The sequence below is a fragment of the Hymenobacter daecheongensis DSM 21074 genome (genome assembly GCF_900141805.1).
Taxonomy (GTDB): domain Bacteria; phylum Bacteroidota; class Bacteroidia; order Cytophagales; family Hymenobacteraceae; genus Hymenobacter; species Hymenobacter daecheongensis.
Genome location: NZ_FQYN01000006.1, coordinates 126649 through 144898 on the forward strand (window position 1 = coordinate 126649; position 18250 = coordinate 144898).

General features: G+C 60.8%; 17 protein-coding genes. 4 read left to right on the plus strand and 13 right to left on the minus strand.

Translation table 11 applies throughout. The annotated features are described in order from the left end of the window. Positions 1 to 59 precede the first annotated feature (59 nt). The 6 genes from BUB62_RS12700 to BUB62_RS12720 form a co-directional block, all read right to left on the minus strand. The gene (locus BUB62_RS12700; protein ID WP_073110611.1) at positions 60 to 869 is read right to left on the minus strand and encodes a peptidoglycan recognition protein family protein; all 810 of its coding nucleotides are present in this window, start codon (positions 867 to 869) and stop codon (positions 60 to 62) included. A 12-nt stretch (positions 870 to 881) separates the two neighbouring features. After that, positions 882 to 2177: a hypothetical protein gene (locus tag BUB62_RS12705; protein ID WP_143164150.1), complete on the minus strand. Its 1296-nt coding sequence runs from the start codon at positions 2175 to 2177 to the stop codon at positions 882 to 884. A gap of 122 nt (positions 2178 to 2299) precedes the next feature. Next, positions 2300 to 3343, minus strand: a complete 1044-nt coding sequence (locus BUB62_RS12710; RefSeq protein ID WP_143164151.1) for a hypothetical protein — start codon at positions 3341 to 3343, stop codon at positions 2300 to 2302. Positions 3344 to 3348: 5 nt separating this feature from the next. Further along, positions 3349 to 3729, minus strand: coding sequence for a hypothetical protein (locus tag BUB62_RS19060; protein WP_143164152.1), 381 nt, complete (start codon positions 3727 to 3729; stop codon positions 3349 to 3351). A gap of 62 nt (positions 3730 to 3791) precedes the next feature. Then, positions 3792 to 4259 carry a D-Ala-D-Ala carboxypeptidase family metallohydrolase gene (locus BUB62_RS12715; protein ID WP_073110616.1) on the minus strand — a complete coding sequence of 156 codons (468 nt, stop codon included), beginning with the start codon at positions 4257 to 4259 and terminating at the stop codon, positions 3792 to 3794. A 310-nt stretch (positions 4260 to 4569) separates the two neighbouring features. After that, the gene (locus BUB62_RS12720; protein WP_084539068.1) at positions 4570 to 5208 is read right to left on the minus strand and encodes a helix-turn-helix transcriptional regulator; all 639 of its coding nucleotides are present in this window, start codon (positions 5206 to 5208) and stop codon (positions 4570 to 4572) included. Between the two features lie 261 nt (positions 5209 to 5469). Here BUB62_RS12720 and BUB62_RS12725 point away from each other — a divergent pair, with 261 nt between their 5' ends. From BUB62_RS12725 to BUB62_RS12735, 3 genes are all read left to right on the plus strand, one after another. After that, the gene (locus tag BUB62_RS12725) at positions 5470 to 5892 is read left to right on the plus strand and encodes a hypothetical protein (RefSeq protein WP_073110619.1); all 423 of its coding nucleotides are present in this window, start codon (positions 5470 to 5472) and stop codon (positions 5890 to 5892) included. A gap of 382 nt (positions 5893 to 6274) precedes the next feature. Then, positions 6275 to 8449 (plus strand): T9SS type A sorting domain-containing protein, encoded by a 2175-nt coding sequence (locus BUB62_RS12730; protein WP_073110621.1) that lies wholly within the window; start codon positions 6275 to 6277, stop codon positions 8447 to 8449. 125 nt (positions 8450 to 8574) lie between these two features. Next, the gene (locus tag BUB62_RS12735) at positions 8575 to 9249 is read left to right on the plus strand and encodes an SOS response-associated peptidase (RefSeq protein ID WP_073110622.1); all 675 of its coding nucleotides are present in this window, start codon (positions 8575 to 8577) and stop codon (positions 9247 to 9249) included. A 9-nt stretch (positions 9250 to 9258) separates the two neighbouring features. Here the strand turns inward: BUB62_RS12735 and BUB62_RS12740 are convergent, their stop codons facing one another. From BUB62_RS12740 to BUB62_RS12765, 6 genes are all read right to left on the minus strand, one after another. Continuing rightward, a complete protein-coding gene (locus tag BUB62_RS12740; RefSeq protein WP_143164153.1) occupies positions 9259 to 9444 on the minus strand; it encodes a hypothetical protein in 186 nt (61 codons plus the stop codon). Positions 9445 to 9619: 175 nt separating this feature from the next. Further along, positions 9620 to 9982 carry a hypothetical protein gene (locus BUB62_RS12745; RefSeq protein ID WP_073110625.1) on the minus strand — a complete coding sequence of 121 codons (363 nt, stop codon included), beginning with the start codon at positions 9980 to 9982 and terminating at the stop codon, positions 9620 to 9622. 174 nt (positions 9983 to 10156) lie between these two features. Beyond that, positions 10157 to 11746 carry a DUF1501 domain-containing protein gene (locus BUB62_RS12750; RefSeq protein WP_073110627.1) on the minus strand — a complete coding sequence of 530 codons (1590 nt, stop codon included), beginning with the start codon at positions 11744 to 11746 and terminating at the stop codon, positions 10157 to 10159. 119 nt (positions 11747 to 11865) lie between these two features. After that, positions 11866 to 13590: a DUF1800 domain-containing protein gene (locus BUB62_RS12755; protein ID WP_084539049.1), complete on the minus strand. Its 1725-nt coding sequence runs from the start codon at positions 13588 to 13590 to the stop codon at positions 11866 to 11868. Positions 13591 to 13809: 219 nt separating this feature from the next. Then, positions 13810 to 14970, minus strand: coding sequence for a S1 family peptidase (locus BUB62_RS12760; RefSeq protein ID WP_073110628.1), 1161 nt, complete (start codon positions 14968 to 14970; stop codon positions 13810 to 13812). Positions 14971 to 14993: 23 nt separating this feature from the next. Continuing rightward, positions 14994 to 15581 (minus strand): RNA polymerase sigma factor, encoded by a 588-nt coding sequence (locus tag BUB62_RS12765; protein WP_073110630.1) that lies wholly within the window; start codon positions 15579 to 15581, stop codon positions 14994 to 14996. Positions 15582 to 15716: 135 nt separating this feature from the next. On the opposite strand from BUB62_RS12765, the gene BUB62_RS12770 reads away from it, so the two are divergent. After that, a complete protein-coding gene (locus tag BUB62_RS12770; protein WP_073110631.1) occupies positions 15717 to 15956 on the plus strand; it encodes a hypothetical protein in 240 nt (79 codons plus the stop codon). 478 nt (positions 15957 to 16434) lie between these two features. Here the strand turns inward: BUB62_RS12770 and BUB62_RS12775 are convergent, their stop codons facing one another. Further along, on the minus strand, positions 16435 to 18246 hold the full coding sequence (locus BUB62_RS12775; protein ID WP_073110632.1) for a hypothetical protein: 1812 nt from the start codon (positions 18244 to 18246) through the stop codon (positions 16435 to 16437). Positions 18247 to 18250 lie beyond the last annotated feature (4 nt).

The window sequence follows — 18250 nt, forward strand, 5'->3', positions numbered from 1 at the left end:
CATGGCAGATTCCTGCTGCCACTAGCTAGGCTGTCTGGGCTTGCGTATAGACCATATAATCAGATGACCGCTCCGGCCCAGACATATTCGGCGTTGGCCAGCTCATACCATTGATTGTTGCCGTTTATTTGCTCACCAGCTACCAGTTGCCTGGGATTCAGTCTGGTGCCACCGGTTACCTGCCGTGCCAGAGCCCGGCGGAAAGGCTCGCCCTGCCGAATGTTGGTGACGGTACGCGTCGTAATGAAACTAATTGCGCCGGGCATGGCCGGCCCCGGCACAGCAGGCAGGGCAGGGTTGGTGTAGTCATCATACACTTTTGCTACGTCCAGCAACAGCTGTTCATAGGAGCGGCGGCTGGCTGCCAGCCCTGTAACTGGGTCGGTTTTGCGGCTTGGATCCAGAAAGCAGTGCCCTACGATGCTGTGAGCAGGGTCGAGACCGAAACGGTAGCAGACGTAAGCCAACACCCACAGGTAGCGGCGGTATGCTTCATCCGCGTTGATATTGGGGCCGTAGCAGTACTCCACGCCAATGGCCGCGTCGTTGGCGTGGTAGCCATATAGCTCATTGTCCTGAGCGCATACATAGCGCACATGCCAGGCTTTCTCCGGAAGGTTTGTGGTCAGCGCGGGGACACATTCAATAATGCGCTGATCATCTACGAATAAGTGGGCGGAGGCTGAAATTTCGTCGCGCGTGTTTTGATAGTATTGCACGTTGTTGGCAGCTGTCGAGCCTGGGTTGCCGGTATCATGCGCTACAATAAACTTCACGCCGGGGCTCAGCGCTGCCCCTGAGCGGCGCTTGCTGCCTTTCGTCAGATACATAGCCTCAATGCGGTACTCCTGATCGGGGAATAGTTTCATGGCAGATGCGCGTTAGCCGACGCCGTTATTAGGGTTAGAAGCCGCATTGGGGTCCAGGTCCACATTGGCTGGCAGGTCCGCGGTAGGGCCATTGTCATCTTCAGCAGGGCGCTGGGAAATAGTTGTCGCCCCGGCACCCGCGGCATTCATATTGGCCGTCGGCTGCTGGGCATGGAGAGGCGCGGCGGGCACTTCGGTGGCAGGCTGGGCATTTTCGGGGATTTTTAGCAGCAGGTAGGTTCCGTTGCTGATTCCCATGAGCAGCAGGAGGTTATCGTCGAATTTAGGCATGTCCAGATTGCGTAGCGTGTAGCGCAAAAACAATATGGTTAGCACCAGCGTCCAGATGAGCAGTTGGAACCTATGGACGCTAATGCCGTTGCGGCCACTGTTATAGCGGTCAGAGCCATCGGACATCAGGTCGTAAAAAAAGCCTCGACTACCTACTGTGGACTGATGCCGTTGCGCCTCGGCCTGCGACTGATCGACGAGGCGGGCCCCGGCGAAGGTACCGGCGCTGATACCCAGCAGTACCAGAGTCGCATCAGTGAGGGTCGGCATCTCATTGGTATACACGTAGAGATGCAGGAACGCGGCCAGTACCACCAGCGTCCACCACGCTATTTGGGTGCGGGCCAGGCTATACGGGCGTTTTTCGTGCGTACTCTGGTCCTTAATAATATCTGTGCGGATAGCCAGCCATATCAGCCCGATAAAGACCAGCGCAGTGACCAGCCAGATGAATGTTATTCGCCGCTGGCGCACTAGCTCCAATGTTGTGCCCTTAGTGCGCTGGGTAAGCTCCTGGTCCGGCAAGCCCAGACTGTATTGGATATTGTACTCGTTGAACCGAGGATGACGGTAAAACCGCTCCCATGCCTTGAGCGTGGCTCCCTCCCGGACCAGCACGAATTGAAAGGTGCTCGTATCGGTGGGAAGGACTCTGGATTTTGCGACTTCTCCGGGTTTGCCGTCAACAACTTTGGCAGCACCCTGGGCGGGCATAGGTGCTGCTGGCTTGGGAATATTAGCGTTGCTGGGGTGTAGCCCCGCCATTGGCAGCCCGTTGATAAACAACACCAGGTCGGCGGCCGATTTGTTAGGGGGCAGCCGGAAGCCAGGCACTCGCAATTCAATGGTGTGCCCTATTTCAGCCCGTTCTAATAACTTGGCTGACCTTGTGCTGACATCGGCGGTATAGGCACGGGCTACCGGCAAAGTGGCCGACGGAGCGGGAGCGGGCGATTGACCAACGGCTGGTATACCGCAAATCAAAGCGGCTAATAGCCCCCAGCGAATGCGGCGCAACGGGTTTAGGAATAGGAGCAACATGGGCAGAGCGTAGTTAGCGTGTAGCGTACTATTATGATGATTCCCAACCAGCCAGCCTGGTTTTTCTCAGGCCGCAAAGGCGTTATGGGGCAACCCCCTCATTGGGGTAGCACGCCGTACTTCGACTGGCCTATATCCCAGCGTAAGTTGCCTATCACAATAGAGCGTCCGCCGCCGCTGGGGGTGGCGGCCCGACCTAAGGCAGTAGAAGCCCATAGCTTGTCCGATAGGCGGAACTCCACTCCCCCGGTCCACTGGTTGGTGGAGGAGTCCAGTTGCGGCGCGGCATCGTAATTTCTGCTGAACTGCCATTCCAGAAACAGGTTCAAATTAGCGGAGCCTGCCAAAGCCCGCAGGCCGCCGGTCAATTGATTCAGGGCCGGTACGTCCGGCTGTTGTTTCCGCCGGTCGTAGCGCACCAGCCCGACGAGCTGTCCGTTTTTTGTTAGTGGCGTGGCACCGGTGAGCCATACTGAGCCGCCCAGAAACCGGTTGTTCTCAAACACGGCGTCTGGATACCGCCAACCGAACGCCCCGGCCAGCGCCAGGGCCTTGGCATTCCAGCTCGGGTTATTTTTCTCCCAGGTTTCCTTATAGGTCTTTTTCGCCTTTTCAGCACACCTAATATCCTTGTCGTTGTCAGTCACATCCTCTGGCTTTGGAAAACAGCCCTTCTTAGCTTGCTGCAGACCATTGGTAAATTCAGGATTGCGCAGCAGGTCGCCGTCGTCGAAAAAGACGGTTTTAAACCCCAGCGCCAGATCAGTAGCGCCGGTGCTGCCGGCGCTCCGCGCCGTACCACCTGAAAACTGCGTGTTGGCCCAGGCATAGGCCAGCCATTTTTTTGGATCTTGGTAGTCTTTCAGATTAATACGGGAGAGTTGCAGCGGTACAGTTGAAGCTTCCAACGCAAAACCCTGCTTCACCCGGCCGGTAGTGTCAATGGCATTCACGAGCTGCACCACGAGGTCTTTGGGCGAAGAAGGGCGGATTACCGCCGCGCTGGTGCCCAAAAAAGCGTGCGCTGGCGACTCCGGCGTGGCATAGCGGGGTTCCGTCGGGGACTGGGCTTGGGTGTTTCGGACAATGAGTAAGACGCCCAACAAAACCAGCCACCTTTCCTTTAGACAAATCTGGCTCATGGTGCTCACACTAAAGTGACATCAGCGGTTTGCTTGCTGATTTGGTCCGGCTGGTTACTGCCCTGCACCATGAAACGGTGCACCTCATTCCCCGCCTGATTAAGCGTAACGACAGTATCATAAGGCACTGAGATATTGCGCAGATTATCAAAGAGCAGCCAATAGCGCAGCGTAGTGTTTGGAGGAAGTAAAGGATCGATATTATAAGTGTGGCGCGACCCACTGGTATTCGCCCCATCGCGACTAGAGCCAAACTCTATCCAGGTATTTTCGCCTGGGAGTCTATACCAGAACTGGTGTGATACTAGATTGGTGGACTGTACATCAATCGTCAGCGAAACGGGCTGATGAGAGTTGAAATTTGCGGTGAATATCTGATGTGGCATATGCGCTTTCCTGAAGTTGAATTCAAAAACCAAGTTTTGACAAAGACTGGAACATAATTGCCTCACCACGGGGGTTGTCGCGCACTCACCAGCTGCGTCGCGCCTCCGGACAGTACCCGTAGCACCTGCCCACGGTTAGGCCGGTGGGTTACATAGCTCGCATGAACCCAGGCCGGACTGCGGGCGGTGCCGTATTCCCAGATGAGCTGGTCGAAGGGCAGATGCCGCCGCACGTAATCGAACAGTTCAGCGTTGTCGAGTCCTGCTGGATCACCGTCAATATCGATGGCCTCACCGCGCACGTGTTGGCTGGTAGGTGAACCGTTCACGGCCTTATTCAGTATTGGCGAGCGGTAAAAGCTGGTCACACGCAACGGCCGGCCAAAAGCCTCGCGTAGTGGATCGAATACCTCATGAGCCACAATTTCCATGCGACGCAGGGTAGCATCACCGGGCATATTGTAGATGCCCAAACGAATGGCAGTAGGGCTTTTATAGCCCTCCGCTTCGGAGACGTAGCGAGAAATCATACACGATGTGGTTGTGACAGGTGATATGCTGCCTGGCGTGGCTCTAGCCAGGGAGAGCTGTCTGTGGAGAAACTCCTTATAAAACTACCCGACCTGATTAGTACCTAAATCAGTGTCAGCACGGATTTTTCGTCTTTTTTCGCGTCTGCCCCCGACGCCATTTTTGGGTTTCTGAGGTGGATTTTCTTCCTCTGAAATACTTGGGTCGCGCTAGTAGCAATGGCGCTGCCACGTAGGCCAATTCGGTAACTATTGTAGCAATTGCTTAACTGCCTGATGGGTATGTTCTTGTAGCCTGTTCACAGAAACCTTACACCCCCACCCAGCCCTGCCGCACGGCCTGCACCACCAGCCCTACCAGGGTTTTGGCCCCGGCTTTTTGCAGCAGCGTGCGGCGGTGGCTTTCCACGGTGCGCACGCTCAGAAACAGCTGGTCGGCTATTTCCTGGTTGCAGCAGTCGTTCACTACCAGGCGCAGCACTTCCAGCTCGCGGCGACTGAAAGGTGTAGGCGGCCCAACCGCGCGGGGCACGCGGGCCGCCGCCGCCGCCGGCATACCGCCCTCGGATTCGCCGCCCAGCAGGGGCTCAATGGTGAGCAGCACGGCTTCCGGGGCTGCGTGCCGGGGCAGCAGCGCCAGCCCACGCACTGCCTCCAACGCCTGCCGTAGCGAAGTCGAAATCCGCTGGCTCGTGAGCAGGAGCAGCTGCTGGTTGGCGCGGGCTAGGTGTAGCAGCTCCAGCAGCCTGGACAGCGGCGGGTCGGGCAGTAGGCCATCTACCACTACCAGCCGGTAGGGCTGGCGGCGCAGCAGTCCGGGAGCCTGGCCGGCATCGGCCGTCAGAATGAAATCCAGGGCGGGCCACGCCTGCTGGAGCGTGAGCAGCAGGCCGTGCCGGAGCAGCGTGGGAGGAGCCACAATCAAAACGGCCCCGGTGAGTGCAGGCATAGTGATTCGCGTAGGGTTTACGGCATAGAAATCACGAAAAGCAATGGTGCAATAGGTAGGGTAGGGCAAGCGGGGCGCACCCTCGGGAAGCCAGCGAAGCGGCAGAAGCCGGGGCAGATGAATTACTCTACAATGATAATAAAAATAAGTATATAATTTATTGACATAATTACAATATATATTCAATCCGTATCAGATGGTAATCACAAGGTAGAAGACTATGAGGGCAACGCTTTTCCCGCTGCCTCCGAGTCGGCTTGTATGAATCTGCACCCGCTGGTGAATACCGAAAGCCTTTTCATTGCTTACGATCAGGACAACGACTGGCTTTACGCTGACTGGAAAGGCATTCACACCCAGGCTTCGGCCCAGGCCGGCTGCGAGCAGATTCTACAGTGCCTCAAACTTCGGCCTTGTCGCAAAATCCTCAACGACAACTCCAACGTCTTCCGTGCCGAGTTTCGCCTTACTGGTTGGGGCCTAAGCTGGCTGCACGAACTAGGTAGCCTCGGCCTGGAGTGCCTGGCATGGGTATACGCCCCCGATTTCAAAGCCCGACAAGATGCGGAAGCCCTGCTGCCGCTCATCACGCAACCCGTGCTGGCCACCTTCGATGATCTGGCTTCGGCCTGTTGGTGGCTCCAGCATTATCAGTCGCCCGGTACAATCATGCAGGAAGGCTGAACAACGCGGGGTAGCTATTCTGCTGGCAATGCTTGAGTGCTTGAGCAGTCAAGCACCCAGATTCGAATATTTGTACTAATCTACGGTTGGGCTTCAATGGGGATGTTGAAGTAAAGGCAATGAATATGATAGGCGTTATTTTGAATATTTCCTGAACGTCGGAACTGCTCATAGTAAGGCCGAATACAGATGTTATTAATTATTTAATGCAATAAAGTTTAATAAAAGTAAATAATTTTATAATATAATAAAGAATATCGTCTTATAATTTAAGAATATCAAGATAGTGATAGGATGCGCTATTGACTGCGTAAGTTGGACTGAGTTCATTGCTGAAGCATTGCATGCCTGGTCTTTTCTTCCTCATCCCAACTTCTCTGTTATGAAAGAAACTTGTACTATTTGGTTTGGCGGCGGAGTGCTGCGCCGGCTGCGGACGGCTTTGCTCACTTTGTGCGGCGGCCTGCTGCTTACGCCCGCGGTGGCCCAGTTTCCCCGCAACGAAACCTTCAAAGGCAACTCGGCTCCCAATTTTTCCTTCGGCGGGGCAGCCCGCCTCACGGGCACCGGCGGCGCCAATGATGCCGTGGGCGCGGGCTACCTGCGCCTCACCGATGCCACCAACAACCAGGCCGGCTACGTAATCGACAACGTGGGCTTTCCTTCGTCGGCGGGCTTCACCATCTCGTTCGAGTTCTTCTCCTACGGCGGCACTACGCCCGGCGCCGATGGCTTCAGCGTGTTCCTGGTTGATGCCAACCAGCCGGCCGGCGGCTTCCGCATCGGGGCCACCGGCGGCTCGCTGGGCTACGCGCAAAAGACCGTTTCGCCGGTGGCCGATGGCGTTTCCAAGGGCTATATCGGCATCGGCATCGATGAGTTCGGCAACTACTCCAACGCGCAGGAAGGCCGCTCCGGCGGCAGCGCGGTGCTCGATGCCAATGGGCGCGTGCCCAACGGCGTAGCCATCCGCGGGGCCGGCAACGGCTCGGCCGCTACCGACTACCCATACCTGACCGGCACCGCCCTCGGCGGCCTTGGTTTTGCGCTCGATGTGAATTCGACCCGCGCGCAGCCCGGCAACGCTGACTACCGCCGCGCCTTCATCGACGTGGTGCCGACCACCGTGGGCAGCGTAACGACCTACCGTATCTCGGTGCGAATCCAGTATGGCACTGCCCTGCGCACCGCCATCGACAACTTCGTGGTCGATACCCCGCCGGCCAACCTGCGCCTCGGCCTCTCGGGCTCCACGGGCGGCAGCACTAACATTCACGAAATCCGCAACCTGAATATCGTGCAGGTGCCGTTTGCCAATACCGACCGTGTCAGCACCAACTACAATCAGTCGGTAACGGTGCCTGTGCTCGCCAACGACGTGGCTCCCGGCAGCAGCATCGAGCCCGCTTCCGTCGATCTGGATCCTTCCACCGCCGGCCGCCAGACCACCATGAGCGTGCCGGGCAAAGGCACTTTCACGGTCGATGATCTGGGCATCGTCACCTTCGTGCCCAGCGGCACGTTTGCCGGCACCGTGGCCGTGCCCTACACCATGCAGTCTATTCTGGGCGCTGATTACACGTCGAGCCCGGCCAACATTCGCATCACGGTGAACGGGGCCGATGTGGCCGCCACCATCAGCGGCCCCGGCTCTGCCATGCCCGGCACCCAGGTGACTTACGCCATGACTACTGTGAACGAAGGCTCCGTAACGGCGCTGAACGTGGTGCCCAAGCTGCACCTGCCCGCCAGCCTGCCCACCGGCACCGTGGTGCCCACCAGCGGCGGCACCTACGACGACCTCACCGGCTGGGTAACATTCGCACCAGTAGCCACGCTGGCCAGCGGTGCGCCGGCCGTGACCAACGGTGTCACGTTCACGGTGCCGGCCGGTGCCGCGCCTTCGCTCACGGGCCTGGCCTTCGCCGAATCGTCGGTGCCCGACCCGCAAGCCAGCAACAACACGGCCTCGCTCACCACCAATGTGGGCACGCCGCTGCCCGTAGAGCTATCGGCGTTCAGTGCCCAGGCCGTGCACAGCGCCACGCACCTGCTCTGGACCACCGCCTCGGAGAAAAACAACGACCGGTTTGAGGTGCAGCGCTCCCTTGATGCCGTTCGGTTCGAGGTCATCGGCACCGTGCGGGGCCAGGGCACCACTACCAGCACCAGCACCTACACTTTCCGCGATGCGCAGGCCGGGCAGCTCTCGGGCCAGCCCATCTACTACCGCCTGCGGCAAGTGGATACCAATGGCAAAGCCACGCTCAGCCCCACCCGTGCCGTGCAGTTTGCGGCCGGCCCGGCCCGGCTGAGCGTAAGTCTCTATCCTAACCCAAACCCCCGCCTGAGCCAGATTACGCTGGAGCTGACGGCGCTGGCGGCCGGCCCGTACGAGGTCGAGATACGGGACGTGCGCGGCCGGGTGCTGCGGCAGCAGCGCCTGGATGGGGCGCGGCCGCATCAGCTGGAGGTGCAGATGCTGCCCCCCGGCCTGTACCTGGTGCGGGTGCAGGGCGCGGAAGGCATAGTCACGCTGCCTTTCGTGCAGCAGTAAGCGTCACTTTCGGGAATAGCAAAAAGGCGGCTGAAGCAATTCAGCCGCCTTTTTGTTGCCCGAAAACTTAACATCGGGCCCTGATTGGGCGTAACGAAACGTACCTCCCACCAACTTCTTCAGCCATGTGCGGCCGCTATACCTTTATCAGCCCGGCTCCGGCCGTCGAAAAGCGCTTCGACGCTACTTTCACCCAGCCCATGCCGCCCAACTACAACGCGGCTCCTTCGCAACAGCTGCCCATCATCACCAATGCGGAGCCCGGCCGGATTCAATTGGTGCGGTGGGGCCTGCTGCCGGGCTGGGTGCGCGACGTGAAAACCGCGCCTAAACCCATTAATGCCCGGGCCGAGACGCTGACCGAAAAGCCCTCGTTCCGGCAGCTGCTACAGCGCCGCCGCTGCCTGGTGCTGGCCGATAGCTTCTACGAATGGCAGCAGACCGCCGGCCCCAAAGGTCCCAAAACGCCCCACCGCATTCTGCTGCGCAATGAGCAGCCCTTTGCCTTCGCTGGCCTCTGGGACGAGTGGGCCGACCGCGAAACCGGCGAAGTGCTGCCCACTTTCACCATCATCACTACCGAGCCCAACGAGTTGATGGTCCAGCTGCACAACCGGATGCCGGTGCTGCTGCCCGACCGTGCCGCCGAGCTGGCCTGGCTCGACGACGGCGTGTCGGTGGCCGCGCACCAGGCGCTTCTGCGCCCCTACGCGGCTGCGCTCATGCAGGAATACGCCGTGAGTACGCAAGTGAATTCGCCTGCCCACAACGACCCAACGGTGCTGGCGCCGGCCGCCTGAGCGGGCCGCTTAGCGGTGCCGCCGGTAGGCCGGGCGGTATTTGCGGCCCTTCTTGGCTTTGAATAGCCCCCAGATGCCGCTGGGCTGCGGTGGGGCAATGGTGGTGCTGGTGGCGGCCGTGCTGGCTGGCTGAGCGGCAACTGGTTCGGCTGCAATCATATTGCTACCCATGATGAGGGCGGCGAGGGCAAGCATTTTCATTGCTTTGGTATTATGAAAAGAAGAAATATTTTTATTTCGACACAATGATACGGCTATGTAATGATCAAATCCAAATGTATCGGCAATACGCAATAAAATAAAAAGCAAAAACCCGTGCGGCAGACAGAGTCTGCCGCACGGGTCGCGGAACTGAAATCGGGCACGGAACCTAGTGGCCCTGATGCTCCTGGGCGCTTTTCGGCTGATCTTTCTTGTGCGCGTCGGCGGCCTTTTTGGCCCGGTCTTCCTTGAGCGCCTCAGCCGAGGTTTTGTCGTCTTCCTCCTCCTGATCGGGCTGCGAAGCCTGGTTTACTACCACTACGGCCACGGCCGCAATGGCCGCAATGCCCAGAATAAGCTGAGTGGGCGTGAGGCGCTGGGCGGCTTTTTTCAGCAGCGTGCCGCCGTGCTTCAGCAGGTCGTCCATGTGGTCGTGGTTGCCTTGCACCAGCACGTGGTAGGCGCTTTCAAAGGTGCGGGCCAGATCTTCGGGCAGAATCTTCTCTAGTTGTTGTTCGAGCTGCTGTTCCATAGCGGAGCTTTGGTGTAAGTGGAAAAAGTCGGTTCAGATAACGTAGCAGAGCCACTGTGAGGCCTGTACGCAAAAAACCGGTGGCGGGCTGCGCCTTTTTTCAATTAGCCCCGAAGAAAAGCAGCCATGCCAAATCAGAAGCGAAGAATCCGCAGGAATGCATGGCGGGCGGCGCTACTCCAGTACGGTGAGCAGGCGGCTGCTGACGCGGCTGCCCTGGCGCACGTGGCAGTAGTAGGCCCCCGCGGCCAGCCCGCTCACGGCCAGCGGCAGGCGCTGCGGGCCGCGCGGCAGCTCGCGGTCCAGCAGGCGCTGCACCTCGCGGCCCATCGTATCAAACAGCAGCACCTGCGCGTGCCCGCCCGCCGACTCGAAGGCCACCGTGGCCTGTTCGCGCACCGGGTTGGGATACACGCTGAAGCCCTGCACGCTGGTATCGGCGGCAGCGGCCGTGCCGGTGGCCACGCCGGGCCGCAGCACCGGCACGTAGGGAAAGGCCGGGCCCGTGTGGGGCAGCAGCGCATTGAGCGTAGCCTGCGGCACCCGGAACCAGTCTTTCAGCAGGCTGGCATAAATGGCGCGGAAATCGAACTGCATGGCTATCTGGTCGTTCACGCCGGCATTGGCCGGCAGCACGGGGTTGGTGCCATGAATAATGGGGTTTACGCTGGTGCCGAACACGAACAGCGGCGCGGCCGCGCCGTGGTCGGTGCCGCGGCCCGAGTTAGCCCGGATGCGCCGCCCGAACTCCGAAAATGTCATGCCCACTACGCGGTCCTGCACGCCCAGCCGCTGCAAATCGTCCTGAAACGCTTCCACAGCCTGCGAAATCTTACCCAGCAGCGTGGCATGGGTGCCAGTGGCGGTGCTGCCCGTGGCGGGCACCTGTAGCACGTGCGTATCGAAGCCGCCCAGATTGCAGACGTAGATGCGCGTCTGCAGGCCGCCAGCTACTAGCTGGGCCACTATTTTGAGCTGATCGGAAAGCGAGTTGACGCCCGCCGCGGGGTAGAGCGGCGACAGATTCCGGGCCCGCCCAGCCGCCGCCTGAATAGCCGTGGTATATACCTGCGTTTGCGAAACCACTTGCCGGATAAACGTCAGCTCATGGCCGGCGGGTGTGTTGGGCGCGGTATCCACGCCGCCCGTGAGCAGCTGATAGAACGAGGCCGTGCTGGCAATGGCCATGCCCATGTTTACAGAGGGCCCCTGCACGCAGTTGCTCACCACCGAGCCGATGCTGATGGCCAGCGGATCGGGGTTTTGGGTGCTGGGGTAGCCGGTTGGGAAGCTGGGATACTCGCCGTCGAGGTAGCGGCCGGCCCAGCCCGAGGTGATGGTCACGTTGGAGTCGGAGGCCGAGGTCCAGATATCGGTGGCGCGGAAGTGGCTGTAGTTAGGGTTGGGGTAGCCCACACTCTGCACCACGCCCAGCTTGGCGTTGTCGTAGAGGCTTTTCAGACCTGTCATGGCCGGATGCAGGCCGGTGGCAGTTGAGAGGGGCAGCACCTGGTTCTGCGCAATGGCAATATCGGGCCGGGCGTTCATCAGGGCCGAATACTGGTCGAGCGGAATGACCGTGTTCAGGCCGTCGTTGCCGCCGTTGAGCTGAATGAGCACCAGCACCCGGTCGGTTTGGGAGGTGGCATTGGTAAGCGCGGCCAGCTCGGGCGAGTAGCCATACGCGCCAATCGGCAGGCCGCCGAGCAGCACCGGCAGCACCGAAGCCGCCGCCGTAGTCTGGAGAAAGTCTCTGCGTTTCATCAGGAGTAGTGAAATAGTGAGATGGTGAAATGGTGAGTTTGATGTGTTAATGGCGTGTTTCGCGCAGCTTGCGCCAGCGGAACGACAACTCACTATTTCACCATCTCACCATCTCACTGTCAGCTGAGGTGGTATTCGGCCAGGCCCATCATGCTGCGCAGCAGGGCCTGCAGCTTCGTGGTCACGGCGGTTTTTTTAGCCACGTTGGTCGGATTTGCCAAGTACTGCGTCCACTCATCGGTCCATTCAAAATCGGGAAGGCCCGGCAGCAGCACGTCGTTCAGATATGCCAGTTGGTTGGCGGTGAGCGGAATCGGGAACAGCAGCCGGGTCAGCTCCGCAATCAGCAGGTTGGCATCGGAGGCCGTGGCGGCGGGCAGGGCCAGCACCAGGGCCAGTGCGTCGATGTTGATTTTGGCCCCGTTGCGGGTGTAGCCGTTGGTGCTGATCATCTGGTCGGTGAACTGGTTGCGGCGGGGCAGCGTCACGGCATTGATCCAGATTTCGTAGTACTGCGGTGTTTGCCAGTAAGCCGCCCAGCCGGCCACGTTCGGCGGGTCGCCCACCACCTGCTGCTGCAGGTTGGTGATGCCGTTCAGATAGTCCCACATGCCGTATTGGGCCACCACCGAGGAAGCCGGCGGAAACGTAATCTGGAGCTGGCGGGCCACGGTCAGCGTGAAGTCGATGGGGCTCTTAATCACGCAGCCCATGTTCACGCTGTCGAAGAAATGCTCGCTCGAAAGCAGCGTGCGCAACACTGGCCCCACATTATAGCCGTTCTGAATCAGCAGCTGGGCCAGCGGCTCAATTACGTTCTGCTCCGTGGTAGCATCTATCACATAATACACAAACCAGCGGTAGAGCTTGCGGCACAGAAAGCGGGCCGTTTCGGGCTGGGCAAAAATCAGGTCAATCAGCGCTTTGTACTCCTGGTCGCCGCCGTTGGCGATGCTAGCGCTGCCGAAAGCGGCCGAAAACTGCTTGGTAGTAGTATCGTGGCGGGAGGCGGTGTAGTAGCTGTTGAGGTTGGCCGCGCTGTCGCGCCAGCCCGTAAGCACGCGGGCGGCGGCCTGCACATCGGCCTCGGTGTAGGTGGTGTAGTTGCCGGCCCCGATGAGCGGCCCTTTGCCCACCGTAAACAGCTCCAGCAGCTCGCGGCCGTAGTTTTCATTGGGGGCCCCGGCCGTGCTCTGGTTGCCGTTCAGGTAGCGCAGCATGGCCGGGTTCACCGTCACATCCTTGGCCAGTTGCTTGATGTTGCCCAGCGCGTGCTGCCGCAGCAGCGCCGCATACTGGTAGCCAAACCGCGCATCGTTAATGTCGCCCAGCTCCACCACGAAGTGATTGTGCCAGAATAAAGTCATCTTCTCCGCCAGCGACATCGTCTGGCCCAGCATCTGGCCCAGCCACCAGGCCCGCAGCGAGGAGCGCCGCACGCCCTCAAAATTCTGGTCGAACGCCTGCGTCACCCAGGTCTGGCCTACGGCCACGCTGGTATCGGTCGCCGACACGTTCAGCGGCGGCGCGGGCGCGGCCGGGGCCGTCAGCAGATCGTTGAGCACCTGCGTGAGCGTGCGGCCCGCCGCGGCTACTATCTCGGTCCGGGTGGGGCCAAACAGGCTGCGCCGCAGCAGGTGCGCGGCCTGCGTATAGCCCCAGGTGCCGGTATAGGGGGCCAGTCCGGCCGTGGAGCGAGCCGTAGTGGGCAGCTGCTTGTTGGCGAACTTACTGATGGGCTCGTCGTCGTCAGCGGCAGTGGGGCGGGCCGGAAGCGGAGCCGCCGCCAGAGCCGGAGCTGTGAGCACGTCGGTATTTTTGCGAAGAAAAGATCTGCGGTCCATAGGCGGGGCGAAAAGCTGGCGACGATGCTAAGGCTTTGTAAAGTATGCAATTAGCCGCGCTTCTGCTAACGCATGGCGTTGAGACTCCGAAAGTATAGCAAAAGTTTAATGCCCTCCGGAATTAGTGCCACGGCCCGCCACGCGCCTGAGCCGCATCGATACAAAAAAAGCTCCACCGGATGGGCAGAGCTTTCTGGAATAGGGAAAAGCGGGCGGGCTTTACTCGTACACCTTCACCACAAACACGTAGTCCTGGAGCTTGCGAATCTGCTTGGGGCGCGAGGTGCCGGTCAGCAGGTTGGTGCGGGGTACGTTGTAGGGCTGCCCGGAGCCGGCCGCCGCCAAAGAGTCCACCAGCCGCATCAGATACGATGACTTGGTGGCGAAGGCCGCGCTCTGCATGTCCATCTGCCGGCCGCTGATGATGCCGATCAGGTTGCCGCGGTCATCCAGCAGCGGGCCGCCCGAGTTGCCGGGGTTCACCGGAATCGAAATCTGGTAGAAAGCCGTGTCGCCCTCGAAGCCCGAGCGGGCACTCAGCGAGCCATCGTTGAATACGAGGTCTTCGCGCGGGTAGCCCAGCGTGTACACTTTCTCGCCCAGGTCGGCCGCGCCGCGCTTGAAGGAGTAGGGCAGCCGGCCGAAGCCCGCAAACTTACGGTCGTTGATGCGCAGAATGGCCAGGTCGCGGGCCACGTCAGTAAATACGGTTTCGGCGCGGTAGCGCTGCCGGTCGTGGCTTTCAATCAGCAGCGAGTCAGCGCCCTGAATAACGTGGTAGCTCGTCACCAGGTAGCCATCGGCGGTGAGGGCAAAGCCGGTGCCGCTGAACTTGCCGGGGTTCAGGTCGATGACCGGCTTGCTGCCATCAACCTGCTGAATGGCCTTGTTCATGGCCCGCTGGTTGCGCTTGATGCGCTCTACCTCGCGCCGCAGCACGGTGTAGCCATACAGCGACGGCCGCTGCGCGGCCCGCCACCACTCCAGGCCCAGCAGCGTGGTGAATACGGCCATCACGGCTACCGAAGCCGCTACCATCATGGTGGCGCGGTGGGCACCCCAGAACTGGCGCAGCTTGCGCTCCACGGGCGAGATGTACACCGTCGGCATAGTTGGGATGCTGGTTTGCAGTGTTTCGCCCGTCTGCCGCACGGCCGCTTCGGCATCCATGTCGGCCTGAATGGCGTGGAGCTTGCGGCGGGTGCTCAGCCGCTCGCCGTAGGCGTGCAGCGTGGTGGTGAGGGCCGCAAAGTCGGCGTACTGCCGCGCGAAGGCGGGGTCGGCGGCCAGGCGGCGCTCCAGGTCGGCGCGTTCCGTCGCCGGCAGCCCACCCTGCTGGTAGGCATCGAATAAGGCGTAGTAGTCGGCTTCCGTTTTCATAGGCAGACAGCGACCGGGCTAGCTCAAAACGATTCTTCCTCCTTGTAGTGAGTGAAGAAAAGCTTTTTCAGGCGCACCAGGCACTTATATTTCTGATTCTTGGCATTGTCAGGGTTGGTATAGCCAAACTCCGCCGTGAGCTGCTGCATCGATTTATCCAGCAGATAAAAACCTTCCAAAAGCGAGCGGCACGGCTCCCCGATGCGGTCCAGCGCCTCGCCCATAAGGGCAAACTGCTGGTCGCGCTCCTCGGCCGCCGCCAGGTCGGCTTCGGCTCCGGTTTCGAGGAAGGGCTCGTGGTCATCGAGGCGGCCGCTGAAGCGGGTTTTCTCGCTGAGCCGCTTCAGCCACAGGCGGCGGCACACGGCGTAGAGGTAGGTTTTGATCTGGCAGCTTAGCTCCAGGGAGCCGTCGCGCACTTTCTCATAAAACACCATCACGCCCTCCTGATACACATCCTTGGCTTCGTCTTCGGTGCCGCTGTTCTGCAGCACGTAGTGCGAAACCATGGGGTAGTGCAGGCGGTAAAGCTGTGCCAGCGCCCGGTCGTCGCCGTGACGGATGGCCGCCACAAACTCTTCATCGGTGTAGGAAGGAACGCCCTTGCCCATTCGCTTTGGTGGTTAATACAATCGGGTTGCCGGGGTAACCCAGGGAAAATATTTTTTCTGCCGCCGGGTTACCTTCCGCGAAAGGCAGTATGAAGGGCGTTTTTCAGACAAACTTTTTCAAACGTACCACCAAAAATGAAGAATCTCCTGAAGGTTTCCGCTCTTGCTTTCGTATTCGCCGCTGCTCTGACCTCGTGCGAGTCGAAGACTGCTACCACGGAAACCACCATCACCGAGCCTACCACGGTTGAAACCACGGCTCCTGCAATGGACACCACCAGCACCACGACCACGGTAACGACCGACACGACGGCTGCTGCTGCTCCGGCTCCGGCTGCTTCGTCGACCACCACGACGACCACCGAAACCAAGTAATTATTTGCCAGCGTAGGCTGGCTGATGAATGCTGAAGACGGCCCGATATCCAGTATGGATGTCGGGCCGTTTGCTTTCGGGCGAGGCCAGTCAAAAACTTATACATAATTTATTAAATATATAATTTAATAAGTGCAATCTTTGCCGCCCCTAGCGCATCAGGGTACTATCCTGAACCATCCCAGTTCTTTCTTACTATCAACTCCCGCCCGTGCATCCATCCAACTCTTCGTTAGCCGGTGCTGCTGAGCAACCCAGCCCGGAGCAGCCAGCAACTGCCAACGACCAAGCTACTACTGCCCCGGCCGGGACTGGGCCCGTGTTCGTTGTGGGGGGCTATATGGTTGGCGATGTAGAAAATGAATGGCTCAGCGGCCACCCAGATATTCGGTATTAAGTATTGATTTATAAGGCTTTATTCTGGCGGTTGGCTTGATAAAGCCAGGAGCGGTGCATTGCTGGCTAGCTGCTTAATCGACTACCACTTTTCTTCCAGCCACAAAAAGCCGGCCGCCAGCACAAACAAGCCAAAAAACCACGCCGTTGGCCAGGGTTCCCGGCGCGGGGCGGGCGCAGACTCTGGGGTGGGCGCTGCCAAACGCTGCCAGGGCTGCGCCGCCAGTTGGCGCACCGTGTTTTCAGGTCCCGCCCAGTCAGCCGCGGCGTACACGTAAAACCAGAACGGGGGCAGGCTTGCCAGCTTTGCCTGATGCCAGCCAGCTGCTTCGGGCCAGTAAAAGCCTGTTTTCCACTCGGACAGGGCGGCATCCTGCGCCAGCGCCAGCCGCGCCGCGCCCCGCGGCCCCACTACCGTCGGCCGCACCGACGGAAACCCGGCCGAAACCAGGCGGAGTGGCAGGGGCTCGTGGGGGCGGGGCCACGCCGCCAATACCTGCCACTGCGCCTGGGCCGGCAGCGGCCGGGCCGCGTGCAGAAGCAGATTCCAGTACGATTGATAGATGTCCGGCGCGTTCTGCAGCACCCACGGGTAGGTCTGGGGCACTACGGATACCGTGATGGAGCCCAACCCCACCCGTCGGGTAGCTACCACGGGCTGGCCTTGGGCTGTGGTAGCCAGGGCGCGGGCCGGTGGCGTGAGGCGAATGGTGGCCGGCAGAGTGGCGGTGGTACGTGGCGGGACATCGGGCCACGCAATCGGCTGCGGGCGGTCGGTGGAGCCGATGGGGTGGGAAATGATGGCGAAGTCGGCGCGGGCGGGCATGGCGCGGGGAAGCGCGGCCGCCTCGGCCAGCAGCACCAGGCCCAGGCCGTCGGTTTGCAGCGCGGCTTTGAGCGTCCGGGCTTCGGGCGGCGTCAACTCTTGGAGCGTGGCGGCATCGGCCATCACGATATCGTAGCGGGCCAGCAGCGCGGGGGTGAGGCGGGTGAGGTCGTGGGTGGGCTGGTTCAGAAACTCGGTTTGGGTCAGGCCCCGGCTGAGGCCGGTGCGCAGGGCCACGCGGTGCTGTTGGCGGCCAAGCTGGTTTTTCAAAAATTTAAACTCGAACGATGGGGCGGCGCTCAGCAGCAGCACCCGCAGCGGCAGCGGCGCGCTGACCTCCACGGGCACCGGCTCGGCAGCTACCACGCGGCCGCGCTGGCGGGCCACTAGCCAGTACACGGCCAGCCCCGCCGCTTTGGGCACGTACCGCAGCCGGAAGCTGCCGCCCCCGGCCGCCACCCGCACCGAGTCGGTGGGCTGGCCGGGGCCGTGCAGACTCAGCCACACCGGCGCGCCTGGTGTCGCATTCTGCGCCCGCGGCCACGCGAAAACGCCCTCCACGCTAACCGGCTGTCCCAGCAATGGCCGCTGGTTCCAGGCGGCCTGCGCGAAACCCCGAAAAACCGGCGGGGAATGCGGCACCAAGCGCACCGGACCCAGTTCGGGCAGCGTCGCCGCTGGCAGCCCGCGGCCCAGCACATGCAGGCGGCGCAGGGCGGGGTATCGTTCGCGCAGGGCTTGCAGGTGCTGAATGGCGGGCGTGTCGGAAGGGGAGGCGGCGGGGCCGTAGCGCCACACCCGCGTGCCGGCCCCGAGCTGCCGGAGCAGCCGCCGCAGGGTATCCGGCTGGTAGCTTTCGGTGAGCAGAATAACCTCGGTAGGAGCCATTTTTACCGGGCGCAACGGCGGATAAGCCGTAAGCCAGAGGGCCAATACTGCGAGCCAGCCAGCCACCAGCCGCGCCGGCCGCCGCCGCTTATCGGCACGGCGCAGCGCGGCCACGCTCAGGCCCAGCGTCAGCAGCAGACAGGCGGCAAGAAGCAGGTAGAAAACGGGCGGGTGCGACATGCGG

Bases quoted from the DNA above. Each gene is read 5' to 3' on its own strand.
- BUB62_RS12725 (WP_073110619.1), top strand. From the start codon at position 5,470: ATGAATCTGCACCCGCTGGTGAATACCGAAAGCCTTTTCATTGCTTAC.
- BUB62_RS12745 (WP_073110625.1), bottom strand. From the start codon at position 9,982: ATGGAACAGCAGCTCGAACAACAACTAGAGAAGATTCTGCCCGAAGAT.
- BUB62_RS12710 (WP_143164151.1), bottom strand. From the start codon at position 3,343: ATGAGCCAGATTTGTCTAAAGGAAAGGTGGCTGGTTTTGTTGGGCGTC.
- BUB62_RS12740 (WP_143164153.1), bottom strand. From the start codon at position 9,444: ATGCTTGCCCTCGCCGCCCTCATCATGGGTAGCAATATGATTGCAGCC.
- BUB62_RS12770 (WP_073110631.1), top strand. From the start codon at position 15,717: ATGAAGAATCTCCTGAAGGTTTCCGCTCTTGCTTTCGTATTCGCCGCT.
- BUB62_RS12750 (WP_073110627.1), bottom strand. From the start codon at position 11,746: ATGAAACGCAGAGACTTTCTCCAGACTACGGCGGCGGCTTCGGTGCTG.
- BUB62_RS12760 (WP_073110628.1), bottom strand. From the start codon at position 14,970: ATGAAAACGGAAGCCGACTACTACGCCTTATTCGATGCCTACCAGCAG.
- BUB62_RS12720 (WP_084539068.1), bottom strand. From the start codon at position 5,208: ATGCCTGCACTCACCGGGGCCGTTTTGATTGTGGCTCCTCCCACGCTG.
- BUB62_RS12755 (WP_084539049.1), bottom strand. From the start codon at position 13,590: ATGGACCGCAGATCTTTTCTTCGCAAAAATACCGACGTGCTCACAGCT.
- BUB62_RS19060 (WP_143164152.1), bottom strand. From the start codon at position 3,729: ATGCCACATCAGATATTCACCGCAAATTTCAACTCTCATCAGCCCGTT.
- BUB62_RS12765 (WP_073110630.1), bottom strand. From the start codon at position 15,581: ATGGGCAAGGGCGTTCCTTCCTACACCGATGAAGAGTTTGTGGCGGCC.
- BUB62_RS12775 (WP_073110632.1), bottom strand. From the start codon at position 18,246: ATGTCGCACCCGCCCGTTTTCTACCTGCTTCTTGCCGCCTGTCTGCTG.
- BUB62_RS12700 (WP_073110611.1), bottom strand. From the start codon at position 869: ATGAAACTATTCCCCGATCAGGAGTACCGCATTGAGGCTATGTATCTG.
- BUB62_RS12735 (WP_073110622.1), top strand. From the start codon at position 8,575: ATGTGCGGCCGCTATACCTTTATCAGCCCGGCTCCGGCCGTCGAAAAG.
- BUB62_RS12715 (WP_073110616.1), bottom strand. From the start codon at position 4,259: ATGATTTCTCGCTACGTCTCCGAAGCGGAGGGCTATAAAAGCCCTACT.
- BUB62_RS12730 (WP_073110621.1), top strand. From the start codon at position 6,275: ATGAAAGAAACTTGTACTATTTGGTTTGGCGGCGGAGTGCTGCGCCGG.